15 protein-coding genes are annotated in these 16,803 nt (G+C 43.5%); 9 read left to right on the top strand and 6 right to left on the bottom strand.

Translation table 11 applies throughout. From position 1 onward, the window contains the following. Nucleotides 1-34: 34 nt before the first annotated feature. The 5 genes from QUA47_RS12315 to QUA47_RS12295 form a co-directional block, all read right to left on the bottom strand. Entirely contained in the window at nucleotides 35-2,392 is a 2,358-nt protein-coding gene (locus tag QUA47_RS12315; protein WP_333430951.1) for a polysaccharide biosynthesis tyrosine autokinase, read from the bottom strand. Between the two features lie 1,038 nt (nucleotides 2,393-3,430). Further along, nucleotides 3,431-4,858, bottom strand: a complete 1,428-nt coding sequence (locus tag QUA47_RS12310; RefSeq protein WP_333430950.1) for an MFS transporter — start codon at nucleotides 4,856-4,858, stop codon at nucleotides 3,431-3,433. 198 nt (nucleotides 4,859-5,056) lie between these two features. Beyond that, a complete protein-coding gene (locus QUA47_RS12305) occupies nucleotides 5,057-5,614 on the bottom strand; it encodes a Uma2 family endonuclease (RefSeq protein ID WP_333430949.1) in 558 nt (185 codons plus the stop codon). A gap of 59 nt (nucleotides 5,615-5,673) precedes the next feature. Then, nucleotides 5,674-6,228, bottom strand: a complete 555-nt coding sequence (locus QUA47_RS12300) for a hypothetical protein (protein WP_190663009.1) — start codon at nucleotides 6,226-6,228, stop codon at nucleotides 5,674-5,676. A gap of 115 nt (nucleotides 6,229-6,343) precedes the next feature. After that, on the bottom strand, nucleotides 6,344-7,021 hold the full coding sequence (locus QUA47_RS12295) for an ATP-dependent Zn protease (RefSeq protein ID WP_333430948.1): 678 nt from the start codon (nucleotides 7,019-7,021) through the stop codon (nucleotides 6,344-6,346). 57 nt (nucleotides 7,022-7,078) lie between these two features. Between QUA47_RS12295 and QUA47_RS12290 the strand changes: the two genes are divergently transcribed. From QUA47_RS12290 to rpsN, 6 genes are all read left to right on the top strand, one after another. Beyond that, a complete protein-coding gene (locus QUA47_RS12290) occupies nucleotides 7,079-7,243 on the top strand; it encodes a hypothetical protein (RefSeq protein WP_333430947.1) in 165 nt (54 codons plus the stop codon). Nucleotides 7,244-7,278: 35 nt separating this feature from the next. Further along, nucleotides 7,279-8,373, top strand: a complete 1,095-nt coding sequence (gene rseP, locus QUA47_RS12285) for an RIP metalloprotease RseP (RefSeq protein WP_333405632.1) — start codon at nucleotides 7,279-7,281, stop codon at nucleotides 8,371-8,373. 206 nt (nucleotides 8,374-8,579) lie between these two features. Next, nucleotides 8,580-9,257 (top strand): endonuclease III, encoded by a 678-nt coding sequence (nth, locus tag QUA47_RS12280; protein WP_333430946.1) that lies wholly within the window; start codon nucleotides 8,580-8,582, stop codon nucleotides 9,255-9,257. 131 nt (nucleotides 9,258-9,388) lie between these two features. Beyond that, the gene (locus tag QUA47_RS12275; protein ID WP_333221125.1) at nucleotides 9,389-9,640 is read left to right on the top strand and encodes a hypothetical protein; all 252 of its coding nucleotides are present in this window, start codon (nucleotides 9,389-9,391) and stop codon (nucleotides 9,638-9,640) included. Further along, nucleotides 9,640-9,831, top strand: a complete 192-nt coding sequence (locus QUA47_RS12270; RefSeq protein WP_333430945.1) for a hypothetical protein — start codon at nucleotides 9,640-9,642, stop codon at nucleotides 9,829-9,831. Before QUA47_RS12275 ends, QUA47_RS12270 begins: the two co-directional genes overlap by 1 nt. A 321-nt stretch (nucleotides 9,832-10,152) precedes the next feature. Next, nucleotides 10,153-10,455, top strand: a complete 303-nt coding sequence (gene rpsN / locus QUA47_RS12265; RefSeq protein WP_006633844.1) for a 30S ribosomal protein S14 — start codon at nucleotides 10,153-10,155, stop codon at nucleotides 10,453-10,455. A 132-nt stretch (nucleotides 10,456-10,587) separates the two neighbouring features. Here rpsN and QUA47_RS12260 read toward each other — a convergent pair whose 3' ends face one another. Continuing rightward, entirely contained in the window at nucleotides 10,588-10,917 is a 330-nt protein-coding gene (locus tag QUA47_RS12260) for a hypothetical protein (protein ID WP_333049991.1), read from the bottom strand. A 46-nt stretch (nucleotides 10,918-10,963) separates the two neighbouring features. Here QUA47_RS12260 and aat point away from each other — a divergent pair, with 46 nt between their 5' ends. The 3 genes from aat to QUA47_RS12245 all read left to right on the top strand — a co-directional run. Then, nucleotides 10,964-11,560, top strand: a complete 597-nt coding sequence (gene aat, locus QUA47_RS12255) for a leucyl/phenylalanyl-tRNA--protein transferase (protein WP_445242358.1) — start codon at nucleotides 10,964-10,966, stop codon at nucleotides 11,558-11,560. Between the two features lie 281 nt (nucleotides 11,561-11,841). Beyond that, entirely contained in the window at nucleotides 11,842-14,016 is a 2,175-nt protein-coding gene (locus QUA47_RS12250) for an NACHT domain-containing protein (protein ID WP_333430944.1), read from the top strand. A 311-nt stretch (nucleotides 14,017-14,327) separates the two neighbouring features. After that, nucleotides 14,328-16,803: NACHT domain-containing protein (locus QUA47_RS12245; RefSeq protein ID WP_333430943.1), on the top strand; the 2,476-nt coding region annotated here is incomplete at its 3' end.

Raw genomic sequence — 16,803 nt, 5'->3', positions numbered from 1 at the left:
GTATTCATTTTTTGGGGGTCAGCTTTTTTGGGTGTCACTCTTTTTTAGGAGCTAGTTTGCGGATACGAGACGGTGCTGGTGCCAAATTCAAATATTCATTTTTACCTTCAACAACTGACGATCGAGATGCTGGATACTTCTTGCGTTTAGTGGCATGATTCGCAACTGTGCCCAAGCATGGTATGCCAAAATTTTCTAATTGACTGAAAACTTTTTTGACTACAGAAAAGGGAACCTGCTTAATTGCTACAACCATCAGTATGCCATCGGTGCGCGCCGCTAAAAAATTCGTATCTTTACTGTCCGCCAGCGGCGGCGTATCGTAGATAACTAAGTCAAATTTTGCCTGAAGTTCTTCCATTAAATACTGCATCTGAGATGATGCCAGCCGTCTAGCAGTACCAGGCTCCGGGAGACCGGCAGTTAATACAAAAAGATTATCTGCTAGATGCGATCGTTGGATAATTTCATGGGGTTCGTTTTTATTATCGAGCAAGTTGCTCAATCCCTTGACATTAGGCAGTTCCAACAGCAAGTGCAGGCTGGGGGAATGCAAATTGGCGTCTACTAACAGCACTCGCTGACCCGCCAGCGCTGCCACGTGAGCTAAGTTTAAAGCAATGGTAGATTTGCCTTCGCCAACTGTAGCCGAACCAATTGCCAAAGAGCTAATCGTTCGATTTGAAGAAAGAAAGCGGATATTAGTATAAAGAGAGTCAAAAGCTTCTATAAATTCCGCAGCATTTTTCCTATTACCCTCTTTTCCTTCAAGATAAGCATAGGCCTTAGCAATAGAAGGCGGCAATTTTCTAGCATTTTTGTCAAGAGGAATTGCTCCCAATAAAGGTGCTTCAACCGCATCTTTAACGTCATCAGCACAGTAGAAAATATTGCGTAACTTTTCAATTAGGATAGCCGTTCCCAGACCCAAAACTAGCGCCCCAACAACTGCCATCACCAATTTGTTTTTAGCTTTCGATGGAACAGGAATCAACTTGCCCTTCTCATCTCGCGGTATGCCTGGTTCAGAAACTATTTCCCAAGGTACTTGGCTTTGAGCTGCTTGGACGCGCAGAGTTTCCCGCTGACTTAAAAGTTGATCGCGGGTGCGGGCAGCTACTTCTAATTGCTGTTGCAGTTCGTTGTAGCGCCGGGCTATGGTGGGGAATTCTGTTGCTTGTCGGTTTAGATTGTTTTTAGTTTGGGTGATTGCTTGAAGGCGAGCTTCTAAGACTTCAACTTGGTTAGCAGTATCAACCAATTGTTTAATCAAGCCTATGCGAATAGAATTTTGAAAATTCTGAACTTTAGAATTAGCTTGGGTGCCTACTAAATTTTGCCCCAAAATTCGAGCAGTTTGCTGGTTGAGCAAAGCTACTAAATTGGCCCGCTTGCGCTCTAAAGCTTCCACTATAGGGTTAGCAGATTTAAAACGAGCTGTTTCTACAGCAATCTGACCTTCTACTTCCTTAACCTTGGTCAGCAACTCTTTATATTGAGGTTCTTCGCTTAAAGCTGAAGCGGCAATAGCTTCATTGGGTGTAAAATCTAATTGTTTTTGCAAGTTAGCGTACAGCGTTTTCTGTTCTTGCAGTAGCCTTTGAGTTTCTAACTCTAAAGTTTCTACAGTGCGAACTTGCTCGATCAATTGCGCGCCTTGTTCTTTAGGATCGGTAATCTGTTGCTGCTGCTGTATTACCTGTAACTCCGATTTCAGCTTGTTTACGCGCTTATTGAGTCCCGGAAGCTGGTCTTCAATAAATTTAACACCTTCACCAATCCGAGTCTTGCGTTCATCAAGACTGTACTTTAAATATTTCTTTTTAGTTTCTTGTAAAACGAACTCAACTAATTTAGGGTCATCCCCCATGAAGCGAACTTGCAAAATTTTAGTGAGCGTCATCTCATTTTCTCCCATCCGCAAAACGACTAATTCTTTTTCAAGAAATTTTTCGGTAACTTTTGGATATCGTTTTTGGACTTGTTTGGCAATAGCAGAAAGCATCTGAGGACTCTTGAGAATTTCAAGTTGAGTTGCGTAGTCCAAACTAAAAAAATCTCGATTAGGTACTCCTCCCCCCTCGCTGCGATTGGCGAGGGCAGCGGGGTCAGCAATTCTGGCCTCCGTTGTCACTGGTTCCACTAGCATCCGAAAATCGCCTTGATATGTTTTCTTGCCTCCCTTGATCTGATAAAAAGCTCCAACGCCTACTAGACCCATAATCCCAATAATGATGAGGGCTTGTCGCTGAAAAGTCCTCAACAACGGTTTTACATTCAATCCTTTCTGAGGCTGCGCGCTTAACTCTTCTCCCTCGTCAACGGAAAATTGCTGCACCTGTCGGCTCTGGTTGCTAATGGGTACGATATGAGCGTCCTGTTCTCTTTCCATGTTGACCTCTTTCATATTTTGGGGGTAAAATCAGCTTTGTTCTGCGAGCCTTCTAGTTGATACTTTGAGCATTGGCTTAAGGATATCACACGAGATTCTTGGTTGGTCGAACCCAATTCCTTCTAATAGTTCTCACTCTTTTCACCTAGTATACAAAAATAACTAAATCCCTATGCTGTGCCGGCTGCAAAAGTTATTTTACAACTTCTGGAGAGTTGTATCGGACTGCATTTGGGTCTGCTGCGTTGTGCTTGTATGTAGGGTTTCCGGGCGACGAAGCAAACTTTTTCCGGTGTCGCTCAGCTTCGCGGTAGGGGCGCCATAACTTTACCAAACTTTTACAATTGACTGTAACACCTCAGCCGTCGCTTGCGCTGGTATTGCTTTGTAATCTATGACCTTTTTCGCTTCGCAGTCAACGGCAGAAGCATATGTTAACTTACTCATTAACTGACAGGCTAAAACGTTTGGCATTTTCCATGTAGATATAATTAGTAACATTCAGGAAATTTTTGGAACGGCAACTAATCGAATTAATTTCCGATAAAAATCTGTCTTTTCTTTTAATTATAAACTTTTTGAGTAGCTGGATGACTGTTGAAGTTTAGACAGTTACTCACCCCTGCATTATATCACACACTACTCTCAATAGTGCGCGACAGACATAAAATTTAATAATTTGTTTTGTCAAGCTCGATCGACATCTCGAACAACTCAAGCCTTCTGGGTCTTTCCACCGGGGCGGATGGCGCTACGCACTTTATATTTCTCCGTAAAAAAAAGTAGGTTTCTGGGTGCCGGGACTCTTACTAAAACTATCGCTTTTATTCGCCTTCCAAGCAAGCTATAGCAATCCTTTCGGTAAACGCGCAACTGGCTTTTTTTTGAATTAACGGATTCAATAAAAAGATGACACATTGTCAAACAAAAAAAAGAGTTCGCACAGGATGGGAGGATTGCTATTTATCTCGCTCGGATTAGCTATTGGTAGTTATTGTTTTTTGATTTTACTAATTACCAACTACTCCTTATTAGCGGTTACTGATTTTGTGCTTTCCTTTCTCGAAGTTTCAGCAATATTTCTGCATGAACTTCGCGGGTTATGGGATAAAAATATGTAATAATCATGCCAGCAATTAAAGCAATTGTGGGCAGCGGCCCGATCGCAACTCGAATGGCGAACATGGCAGAATCCGGCTGTACTGGCGCAGCCTGTCCCTGAATTGTGGCGAGAAATCCAGCTCTTTCTAATGCTTGTCCTACTAACCACAAGCCGAGCGCCAAACCGATTTTTTGCAACAACACCATAAACGAATAGAACACGCCTTCGCGTCTTTCTCCTGTTTGAAGCTCATCGAGTTCAATGACATCCGGTATCATCGACCAAGGTATAAGATAAGCAGTCGAAACTCCGACACCTGCCATGACTGCTAGCAGGTACATCTGGACTACTTGTCCTGGTTGCAGGAAAAATAGTCCGGCTTGTGCGATAATCCACAAACTCATGCCCATAAAATAAACTGCTTTTTTGCCATATCGCTCGCTGACTTTACTCCAAACAGATAACATGGCGAGTGCAGTGCCTTGAACTGCGATCGCAGTTTGGGTAAAAGTTGCGGCAGGCAGTTTCATCCAGTCGATTACAAAGTAGGGCAAAATAGAAGCAGTTAATTGCACTCCCAGCCAAGAACAGAGATAAATTCCAATTACGTACAAAAAAGGGCGATTGTTAAATGCAATCCGCACCTGTTCTCCCACCGGCAAGGAGGTTGAATTGTCGGCTACTGGATTTTCTGACAATTGAGAGAGTACGTGTTTGCGGGTTCCCAAAAAGCACCAGTACAAAGGCAATACTGAGATTACTGCACATAGTGCGCCTAAGATTAAGTATTTTTGGGTGTCATCTTTAACTATTGCAAAGATAATTTGCGCTATAATTAGTGACAAAATGCTGCCGCCGATCGAGAAAGAAAACCGGAAACTGTTAAGGCTAGTGCGTTCGTTGTAGTCTTGGGTTAATTCTGGGGTGAGGGCGGTGTAAGGCAGGTTGACGGCGGTGTAGGCCGTGTTAAACAAAATGCCGATCGCCACATAGTACCAAAATAGTATCGTTGGATCTTTGCTGGGAACAATCCACTGCAACAAGAAGAAAATGCCGAAAGGAATTGCCCCGTATACGATCCAAGGATATCGGCGGCCCCAGCGGTGAGATGTGCGATCGCTCAAAACCCCCACAATCGGGTCATTTATGGCGTCCCAAACCTTGCCGATCAGCAAAATGTTGCTAGCAGTACCCGCAGCCAAACCGGCGACGTTGGTAAAGAAATACATCAGGAAAAATACCAAAACATTCGCAGTAATTGCGGGGCCGAGGTCGCCGGCACCGTAAGCTAATTTTGTTGAAAAACTGAGTTTTTTTGTTTCGGGGTTGTCGGCGGCTGGTTGAGGTCCGGAAGTGTTGCTCATAAACTTTGATTTCGGAATTTTTGGGCAGTCGCAGTGTTTCCAGTAGGAGTATAACTCGCGCTACGCCCTGATACTAAGTTTTTTGTAGCGATCGGGACGACCCTGAAAATTGGGTAATTGGTAATTGATAGGTTGGTGGGGGCAGGTTTACGAGATTATTTGTCTTAAGCAATTATTCTTAGTAAAACCTGCCCCTACTTAAGGAAAAAGTTGCGAAATCTGAACTTCTATTTCGGGAAATGCCAGCATTGACAAAACATCATCTTCATTAAATACTGTTTCTTGTCGGTAGTTTGCCTCGCCCGGTTCGCGAAAAACATAAACTTGTCGCGTGTTAACATCAAGTATCCAATAATCAGTAATTCCCGCCTTAGCATAAGCCGGTGCTTTTCGCTTGCGGTCTGTTTCTAAAGTCGTGTCAGCTATTTCTACTAATAAAAAAATATTGTCCGGTGCGGGATGAAAATCTTGGTACAGCCGGCGGTCGATTTGCACTACAGCAATATCCGGTTCTGGTTCTGAATTTATAGTTAGAGTAACCGGGTCTTGGATGCGAATTAAAGCAAGTCCTGCCAGCAGACTTCTTAGATGGTCGGCTGCACAGAGATTAGTTGCTGCGTGGAGAGGATTTTTTGCACTCCTTGAAATAATTTGCCCGTCAATTAATTCGACTCGTTTATCGGGATTGAGAATGCCTGTTTCGGTCATGCGGCGATATTCCTCTACAGTCCACAAGCGTAAATCTGTTACAGTCATGGCACAATTTCCTTGGGCGATATTATCTATTATCGATTCACATTCTAGTTTTTCTTAAATTACTCGGTCAACAATCTCGATTTAGCTGTAATTGCTCCCACACACCACAAAATGGCATTGACAATTTCCGATCGCTGAATATCTTCTGCGTCTAAAAAACTTGCAAACTCTTCCTCAATATTCAAATGATCGGCAAAATCATAAAGTATGCGCTTGTATTCCGTTGGCATCGGTATTAAAGTAGCTTTCACTAAATCGAAAAGCGCGTTCAAACAGTTGAGGATAGTAGCTGACTCGTCACAATCTTCGGCATCGAGCAAGTACAGCGTTTCCGCAATGTCGCAAATAGCGTCTATTTGTGTGGGTGGCTTTCCCACTTCGCTGACATCGATATTGCACAATTGGAGAGCGTTAATCGCTAGTTCTGGACGGGTAAAAAATACAAGTTGACCGCCGGCTACCAAGGGTGGCTCTTGTTCTCCATAGACAATTAGAGTATATAGATTTGGTATTTCGGTGCTGGGGTCGATCCGGAAACCGAACAGCCACAACAATTTTTCTGTATTTGGGTTCGCTGTTTGCAGTGTTGTTGGGAAAGTTTTTGGTTCTGACATGAATTTTTAATCCCTATAATACGCTCTTAAACTCGGTTTATATACATTTTTTTGGGAGTTGTGATAAATCTACAGAGAAACCGGGTTTATAAGGCAAGAGTGCGTAACCTTTTTCCTATAAATTTTGCTGAATTATGTCGCAGCATTCGGCAACTGTTGCTCTTTCTTCCATTGCGGCCACTAGGGCTTCGTAAGCTGATTTGTGGCTTTCTATCAGGTTTTTGGCTCGCAGCAAACCCCAGTTTTGTTTGAGTTGAATCTCGGAATTGGGACGGCGCAGTTGTGTTAATATTGCACTAATTTTGGTGCGGTCTTCTGCTCCTCCTTCTGCACTGCCGTAAACAAATTTTTCGGCGACTATTCCGGCCATCCACACGGTGCAGTATTGGTCTAAAAGTTGGGCGGAAAGAGTGCCACTTTGGAGTTGAGATGCTAATTGTTCGTCTTCAAATCGGACGCCGCCTTGGGCTGTTTGACCTTGTTTAAATGCTTCCCAAGCGCTGAGGGCGTAGCTGGTTACGGGAATTCCCAAGAGGTGGGCAACTAGGAAGTGTCCGGCTTCGTGGTGAAGGATACGATCGCGCTTTTGTTTGGAAGTTCCCCCCAGCCAATCTAATAAAATAGTACCGCCTTGACCTTGCCATTGGAAACTGTCAAGGGTGGCTAGCCCCAACAGGCAAAAAGTGGCGATCGCAGGTACGGCTTCTGGCAAGTTGAATAGGGGCCCCAACAATATTGAAACGGTGATGGCAAAGATAGAAATAGCGATAATATTCAAAGAAGTGTCTTTCATAATGGGGAATGGGTAACTGGGAATTGGTAATGGGGAATTTGTAATAGAGAATTGGTAATGGGAATTGGTTTTAGAGGTAAACTCAGGTACGATCATCGCGCGATCGGTTTGGCAGCGTCGGGTCGATCGCAGCACCCGGGACTTCCGACAAAAACACCACCTTCCAGTTTGACTGAAAATTGTCCCTCCGAAGCCACTGATATTAAAAAGATATTAAAATAAATCAAAGTCCAGTAAAAGTGTTAGTGGAATCCTTCATGTCAGTTTTGGCAGCGATCGCAGTTTTAGGTATCTTGATTGTCGTTCACGAACTCGGCCACTTCTTGGCGGCGAGACTTCAACACATCCACGTCAACCGCTTCTCCATCGGTTTCGGGCCCATCCTCTGGAAGTACCAAGGCCCGGAAACTGAGTATGCCCTCCGCGCCTTTCCCCTGGGAGGTTTCGTGGGTTTCCCGGACGACGATCCCGAGAGTACAATTCCCCCAAATGACCCGAATTTGCTCAAAAATCGCCCCGTGCTCGATCGGGCGATCGTCATTAGTGCAGGGGTAATTGCCAACTTAATTTTTGCTTATTTCCTGCTGGTGGTGCAATTGACCACTGTCGGCGCTGCACAAATGAACTACCTACCGGGAGTTAAAGTCCCGGAAGTCGCCGCAGAAGTCAGCTCGGCCGCGAAACAAGCGGGAATTCGATCGGGCGACGTTGTTCTGTCTGTTGACGGCAAGGAATTGGGGGCTTCCGCCGAAGCAAGCAAATTATTGGTCGCAGCAATCGAACATAATCCCAACCAACCCCTAGCGTTGGAAATTCAGCGCCAAGAACAAAAATTTGTGGTGACAGTCACTCCTGAACTGTCGCCCGAGGGTAAAGGTCGCATTGGCGTGAAGCTAATTAATAACGGCACTGTCGTGCGGCAGAGAGTCGGAATTGTAGAGGCGTTTAGCAAGGCCGCCACAGAATTTGAGCGGATTGTGGTGCTGACGGTTCAAGGTTTTGGGCAGTTATTTAGCAATTTCAGCCAGACTGCCGACAAGTTGTCCGGGCCTGTGGCGATTGTGGCGATTGGTGCAGGGATTGCCGAATCGGATGCTGCGAGTTTGTTTCAGTATGCTGTGCTAATTAGCATCAATTTGGCTGTGATTAATATCTTGCCTTTACCTGCTTTAGATGGCGGCCAGCTAGCTTTTCTGTTAATAGAAGGACTGCGGGGTACGCCTCTGCCGAACCGCATTCAGGAAAATGTTATGCAGACGGGTTTGGTGTTGTTGCTGGGTTTGGGAGTTTTCTTGATTATTCGCGATACAGCTAATTTGGCTGGGATAGATTTTCGATTTTTGATGCAATAGTAAATGAAGAAAGAGGGAAGAAGGAAGAAGGAAGAAGGAAGAATTATGTCTACTTTTCCGTTTTCCTATTTTTTCCTCTACTTTTTTTGCTACGCAAGCGAGGCAGAGCCTCTGGTTATGGGTTCCCTGGTCGTGCCTGGGAACCAGTTAAAAACAAATAACAAATGACTACTGATTAGTGACTAATGACTAATGACTACTGACTAATGCCTAAAAAGTTAAGTTTAAAACAACGATCGCTCGAAATTCTGATTCGCCTCAAACGCCTCTATCCAGAAGCTCCTTGTACTCTCAACTACGAAACTCCCGTGCAGTTGCTGGTGGCGACGATTCTCTCGGCTCAGTGTACGGACGATCGAGTAAATTTGGTAACGCCGGCTTTGTTTGAGCGTTTTCCCGATGCGGTTGCTTTGGCAAATGCTGATATAGAAGAATTGGAAAGTCTGGTGCGATCGACTGGTTTCTACCGCAATAAGTCTAAAAACATTAAAGGTGCTTGTCAGGCGATCGTCAATAAATTTAACAATCAAGTGCCGCAGCGGATGGAACTGCTGCTAGAATTGCCGGGAGTTGCCCGCAAAACGGCTAATGTCGTTCTCGCTCACGCTTTTGGTATTAATATGGGCGTGACAGTAGACACTCACGTCAAACGTTTGACTCAGCGGTTGGGATTGACCGAACATACCGATCCTACAAGGATCGAGCGGGATTTGATGATATTGTTGCCGCAGCCGGATTGGGAAAATTGGTCGATTCGGTTGGTTTATCACGGCAGGGCAGTTTGTAATGCGAGAAATCCGGTTTGCAATATTTGCGAACTTGCAGATTTGTGTCCTTCTGCTAATATTACGCACGGGTGCGTCAGTGCCGAGGCTAGCAACTAGCATTAAAATATAGAATCTGACGCACCTTACAATTGCTGAAATGAAGAGTTTATAAATGAACTCGATCGGTAGATAGTTTTTTGAGTTTGCTATAATTATTGTCAACAGCTTAATGCTAAGGAAGTAAGTATATGAGTATTGCGATTTCCCTCAGTCCAGAAATAGAGGCACTACTTCGTGAAAAAGCCACTCGGGAAGGACAAGATATTAGCCTTGTTGCTGCCCAATTGCTAACTCGGATATTAGAATGGGAAGCCCGAGACTCTGAAGAAGCTATTGAGGGTATTCAGGAGGGGTTAAATGATTTTGAGTTAGGACGGTTCCGTTCTTTTGATGAATTTGCTAAATCACAGCGCACCAAGTACAGTTTTCCAACAAACTGATGACATATCTCATTGAAAATTATAGCGTTGCAGAAGCACAAGCGGATAGTGCATTCCTGCTATTATCTCAGATGACATCACCACAGAAAGCAAGGGAGTGGTATGAGGGATTGTTGAAGGCGATCGAGTCTTTATCAGCGATGCCAAAACGCTGTCCTATCGCCAGGGAAAATCAATACTTCAGTAAATAAATTAGGCAGTTACTTTACGGTAAAGGGCGCAACTCATACCGCATTCTTTTCACTATTGCCGAAAGTGAAGATGTGTCCGCAGTTCGCATCCTCCACATTCGACACGCTGCACAACAAACTCTTGGCGAGAACCAAGAGTAGTTCCTAGGGTGCGTCAGCTCGAATTAGAGCAACTGTCGATCGCACAATATTAGCTGAGGCATCCTGCAAATGATATAAGTTGTTGGGTGTAAATAAAAATATTTAAAACTAAAGTTATCCAAAAAGACAAAAATATAGTAAAATAGTAGATTGTGATTAATCTAAGGATATCAACAGATTATGGCTAAGAAGAGCATGGTCGAGCGCGAGAAAAAGCGCCAGAGACTCGTAGACAAGTACGCCGACAAGCGGGAAGACCTGAAAGACCAGTTTGACCAAGCTAACAATCAGATGGACAAAATGGCGATTCACCGCCAACTGCAACAGCTACCCCGCAGCAGTTCGCGGACTCGCTTGCGGAACCGCTGCTGGGCAACTGGACGGCCCAGAGGTTACTATCGTGACTTCGGACTGTCTCGCAACATGATGCGAGAAATGGCTCACGAAGGTCTTTTGCCCGGTGTTGTGAAGTCTAGCTGGTAGCACGAAGGAAGAAGGAAGAAGGAAGAAGGAAGAAGGAAGGAAGAAGAAAAAAACTCACAATTAATCGGCAGGATTAGGTTTGGGGTTGATTTTTGTTTCAGACTTATGAGTTAAATTTTTCTCCTTCTTGCTTCACTGGCCACAGCATTTATCGATGCCGAGACTTTCGAGTAACAAGTCGCTGACGGCGTTGGCGATCGCAAATTCGCCGTAGAAGCTTTTAGAAAAATCATAGGCCTGCATTTCGGTGACGATCGCAATTACGAGGCTGCCCAAGTCGTTTTCGCCTTCCATACGCTGGCGGACATAGATTTGGGCAGCTCTTTTAGCTATTTGCTGGTTGGCTGCTTCTGGGATAAACTCGGAGTCTAGCCATGCCAGCAGCGTTTGTTGGAGCCATTGGCCTTCTTGTTCGGGGTTTTTCGCGGGCGGTAAGGTAATAGGTTCAATGATTTCAGACATGATTATTCCTAATTGCTAATGTTGACTTTGAAAAGTTAACTGAGAAATGACAACTGATAAATATATGCAATATGATATACCGACAATTATACAAGGATACGCGCAAGGCTATTTCTTGATGGCAAATGACGGCGAGGAAAGTTTGGGGTGGTATTCCAGCCGACAGCGGGCGCTGATTCCCCTGGATGAAAGATTTACCTATCCGAAATCCCTGCGTCGCCAAATCAATCAAAATCGATTTTCGGTGGCTGTAAACCGCGATTTTGGGGCGGTGGTTGAGGGTTGTGCCGATCGCGAAACCACTTGGATTTCTAAGGAGCTCAAGAAGATTTACTGGGGTTTGTATGAGGCCGGTTGGGCTTACAGCTTCGAGACTTGGTGCGGCGACGAATTGGCGGGCGGTATTTTAGGATTGTCGATCGGCGGTGCGTTTATTGGGGAGTCGATGTTTTACCGAATTCCCGAGGGTTCTAAGGTGGCGATGGTGAAGTTAGTGGAGAGATTGCGCGATCGATCTTATCTGCTTTTCGACGCTCAAATGAACAATCCGCACTTGGAAAGATTCGGAGCTTATACTGTTAAGGAAAAACTGTACAATACTCTTTTGCAAGCAGCTTTGAAGCGCCGATGCTCGCTATTTTAACTAACATAGGATTTACGCATGGGATCTCAGAAAACGGGTGTTTTCTACAAATATTGCATCAGAGCCTTTAACTGATGAAACACCCGGTTATGAAGGTTGGTAGGGAGCCCAGAAAGCGGGTTTTTTTCCGAAAACGCTGCATCCGAGCCTTTAACTGATGAAAAACCCGGTTTCTTGATAGCTTGGTAGGGAGTCCAGCACTGTTTTGTTGGGAAAAGGCGATCGCCCCTCGAATATTATATACTGAGAATGTAAGCAACCAGGCGCGGGAGACTCAGACAATGGAGTGGTTAGTATTGTGGGGAGCAACAAACTTGGCTGGGTTTATTTTCAAAGAAGTTTTGCTTAAATTGGCGCAGTCAGCATTAGAAGACCATGTAAAAGATTTTTTTAAAGCCTCTATTAAAGATTTGGTAGGTTTAGCGAAAGAAGAGCCATTGAAAGTTGCTTTCGGGAAAGGAATTACAGAATTTTTATTTATTGTACAGGAAAAACTAGAAGATGCAGAAGATGATGATGCACAAATTGAGCGTCCTCCAATTCTGCAATACCAAGATTCATTAAGCCAGTTCCTGCAAGATAAATCCGTATTAGAAACTTTGGGTCAACCTTTCAGTAAAGCACTAGGAACAACTTCTGCTGCTGATGGAACTTTTTTTGATTGTGGATTACTCGCACGAAAATGGAATGACCTCAATTTACAGCGTTTACCTGATGAGTTCAACTGGCAAAAAGTTGGCAAGCGTTATTCTAGAAAAGTAGAAGCTATCCTTGGGGAGTCGAAGGATTTACGGGAACTTTTAGATTCAGAAAATTTGGCAGTAATTAGAAAAAGTCTCGAACAAAGCCTTCCCATCTCACCAGATTTTGAATTGAGTCGTTATCAAGAAGGACTGATAAAAGCTTACAGCAAACTCAAGCTGGATAGTTTAGATACCAGCGGTTGCCATTACAGCCTGCAATTGTGGAATATATTTGTGCCTCAAAAGGTCAAGGAAGAGAGGAATAGCACAGAACCTCTTCCTTCCGTTTTAGATTTGCTCAACGACGGTCAACAAACTTACAAATATACAGTTATTCTCGGTCGTCCTGGTTCTGGCAAGTCTACTCTAACACAGTTTAAGGCATTAGAATGGGCGAGTGCTCAATCAATCATTTTGTCTTCCAAAGAATTGCCTTTACTCATTGAATTGCGAAATTATATTGAAAATCAAGAAAAATCACCGTGCAGTTTCTTAGAATACCTTCATAAAGGAACGGGAGTTAGCGGCGGTACTCTCAATCAGCACGATTTAGCTGAATGGTTGAAAAATAATCAAACTGTTGTGATGTTTGATGGATTGGATGAGGTGCTGGATGATGCAGTACGGGAAAATGTAGTTACTGATATTATTAATTTTGCTAATGACTATCAGAAAGCCCGAGTTTTAGTCACCTCTCGCATTGTTGGTTACGAACAGCAGGGGCAACGGTTCCGAAATGCTAATTTTCGGGAGTTCATGTTGCAAGACTTAGATATAGAGCACATTAAAATTTTTCTCACTCAATGGCACAAATTGGCTTTTGAAGATTGCCCAGATGAAGGAAATCAAAAACGCGATCGCCTCCTGGTTTCAATTGATAATTCCTCAGCTTTTCGAGAATTAGCCGGAAATCCTTTGCTGCTCACCATGATGGCAATTCTGAACCGATTTGAGGAACTACCAAGAGATAGAGCTACCTTATATGAAAGGGCTTCAGAATTATTGCTACAGCGTTGGGATGGCAGCAAAAACTTGCAAGACAGAAGTCCGTTACCTCCTTTAGTAAATAAATATCTTGATTATACTAGAAAACAGGAAATGTTGCGCTTGGTCGCTCACCAAATGCAATATGGTGCTGACACATTGAAGGCAAATTTAGTCATCAGCCAGGAAGATTTAGACCAGACATTGACTCAATATTTACAACATGAAAAAATTTCTGATCCTGCATTAATAGCTAATTATTTGCGAGAGGCTTTAACAGCGCGAAGTTTTATTTTGTGTTTTCTCGGCGGTGATTCCTATGGATTTGTTCACCGGACTTTTTTGGAATATTTCTGTGCTTGGCATTTTGTAGTTGCTTTTGAGAAAAAACGGAATATTACCATTGAAGAACTGAAACAAGATATTTTTGGTACTCGTTGGCATAATTCATCTTGGCATGAGGTTCTGAGTTTGATTGTCGGGAAACTTGATGTCACGTTTGGTAAAGAAATTATTGAGTATTTGCTAGCTCAAGATGGAGCATCGAAAGATTTTAGTAATCTTTTTCTAGCTGCTAAGTGTTGTGAAGATATGAGGGATTTTCGCCAAGTTCCAGAAACGCAGAATCTGCTCATTGAAAAATTACAATTTGTGGTGGATAGTCACGCTGATGTGAGTGATAATATTCGCAATCAGGCGAGGACAATCATCGGAAAATACCAGCAATAGCCTTTAGCTTAACATTCCTAGGTTGTGCCGCTTAGTGACAACTTAACATTAAACAGAAAGTCTTTTTTGTTTGTATTAAAGTCTAGATCCCCCCTAACCCCCCAAAACACAAGGGGGGGACAAGAAAACATTCCTAGGCACAGCCGAGGAACGAGAATAAATGAGAAAAAGTGTTCTTTTCAGTTTTCTTAAGAGGACTTTAGCTTTGAGACAGGGAATTCATTGCCTCTCGGACTCTCGGACTTATGAAGGGAGATTTGGAGGAGCTAAAATTTGTGGTAAAATAAGACAGAACGAATTAGGCATCCATTATGGATTTGCTAGCAATGTCAGGAATTTCCACAAATACAGTCGGGTTTCTCTACAAAACTCTGCTGGAAAAACTGATGCGCGAAAATCTCGATAATTTCGTTGTCAAACTTTTCTCCACAAATGACGCTCAAATTGCAGACTCAACTCAAGACACCCTCATCCAAGCCTGCCTAGCATCGCTGACACAGTTTTTGCTACTGGTACAGCAAGAGTTGGAAGATGCAGATGCATCAGAAACGAAAGTCATTCAATATACTGACTCTTTAGATCAATTTATTCGCCATCCAGCGGTACTCGCCGAATTGGGAAAGCCTTTTCAAAATGCTGAACTATTCCCAGATAGTCATCAGTTAGCACAGACTTGGGAAACTCTACATCTACTACCGCTACCTGATGAATTTGATTGGAAACAATTAGCTAAACGGTATCGGCGCAAAGCACTCGCACTCGGGCAAAAATCCCTGGCTTTACAAAATTTGCTCGCTGCGCCAAAAGGTTCTGTAACACAGGAAGAAACTGCTGATATTAGTTGGCTGCGGTATCGCGACGCAATTAAAAATAATTACGGTTATCTCAGATTAGATACAGTTGAAACTTCCGGTTACAGCTATCAACTGCAATTGTGGAATATTTTTGTGGCTCAAGATGTGCGGGAAGTTGGCGAAGCACTGCCACAAATTCATGAGTTGCCCAAATCTTATCAACAGCGACTCATTGATAGCCATCAACGAGATCCTGAAGATATTTTATTAGATACAGTTGAAACTTCCCGTTACAGCTATCAACCGCAATTGTGGAATATTTTGGTGGATCGAGATGTGCGGGAAGTTGGCGAAGCACTGCCACAAATTCATGAGTTGCCCAAATCTTATCAACAGCGACTCATTGATAGCCATCAACTAGATCCTGAAGATATTTTACCCGAAAATTGGGAACGCTACAAAAAAGTTTATGCTGAATCAGCTCCTCGTTCTGTACTAGAATTAGTAGAGGATAAACAAAATTACCCCTATTTAGTAATCTTGGGAGATCCGGGTTCTGGGAAGTCGAGTTTAGTTCAGTATCTCGCTCTTCTATGGGCTGAACAACCAGTCCCAAATTTGACTTCGCAGCCGATTCCACTACTGATTGAGTTGCGGAAGTATATGCAAGATTGCAACTCCAAGCAGTGTACGGATTTTCTGGATTTTTTCCATCAAGCTAGCAATTCAATCTGCAATATTGAGCGGGAAGTATTGCAAGCACGGCTAGTTTCGGGCGGCGCTTTTGTGATTTTTGATGGGTTAGATGAAGTCTTCGATCCGCAGCAACGAGAGCAAGCTGTTGGCGAGATTATTAACTTTACCATGAAATATCCCCGCGTGCGAGTGTTGGTGACTTCTCGCATCATTGGTTACAAGCCGCAGCAGCTTCGTGACGCAAAGTTTCGGCACTTCATGCTACAAGATTTGACTGATTCGCAAATTAAAGATTTTCTGCAAAAATGGCATAATTTGACTTTTAATAATCTAAAAGACCGGGCTCAAAAGCAAGAAAGGCTGCGTCGGGCGATTGCTGAATCTCAGGCTATTCGAGAATTGGCGGGAAATCCTTTGTTGTTAACGATGATGGCGATTCTCAATCGCTATCAAGAATTGCCGAGAGATAGAGCAGAGTTGTACCATCAATGTTCGCGAGTTTTGCTGCAACAGTGGGATTTGGATAAAGCTCTCAATGATGAACGTTTTGATGTGGTGATAGACTTCAAAGACAAACAAGCTATGCTGCGGCTAGTGGCGGCGGATATGCAAGCAAATGCTAGGGGTTTAGCTGGAAATTTAATTGCCGCGCCACGATTGCAAGAGATTATTGATGATTATTTGCAAGTTATTAAAATCAAAGATTCTCCCAAGATAGCTAAGTTGATTGTCGAGCAACTACGGACTCGCAATTTTATTTTGTGCTTTTTGGGTGCAGATTATTATGCTTTTGTGCACCGGACTTTTTGGGAATATTTTTGTGCGGCGGATTTTGTTTGGCAATTTGAAAGAGAACGCAAAATAGATCTGGAATATCTCAAAACCAAGGTGTTTGGTAAACACTGGCAAGAGGAGTCTTGGCACGAAGTGCTGCGGCTGATTGCCGGTTCGATTAATGAACTGTTCACAGGGGAAATTATCGAGTATTTAATGACTCAGAACGGGGAAGCGGAAAAGTTTAGGAATCTGTTTTTGGCCACGAAGTGTTTGGATGAAGTGAGGAATAGAAATACTATTGATGGAATTGCTAGTCAATTACGCGATGAAGTTAAAAAGTTAACTAAATACGGAAATCTCACTCGTTCTACATCTCTAGAATATCACAACCTAGTTGATCAAATTCGCAGACAAGCAGTAGCAGCAGTAGCCGCCACTTGGAAAGATGACCCAGAAACCTTACCCATTCTCAAACAATGGGCTCAATCACACGATAATTCGCGTGTGCGAGAAGTAGCAG

The sequence above is a fragment of the Microcoleus sp. MON2_D5 genome (genome assembly GCF_036701905.1).
Classification (GTDB): Bacteria; Cyanobacteriota; Cyanobacteriia; order Cyanobacteriales; family Microcoleaceae; genus Microcoleus.
Note: the sequence above shows the minus strand (reverse complement) of the source record. Positions and strands in the feature narration are given on the sequence as shown.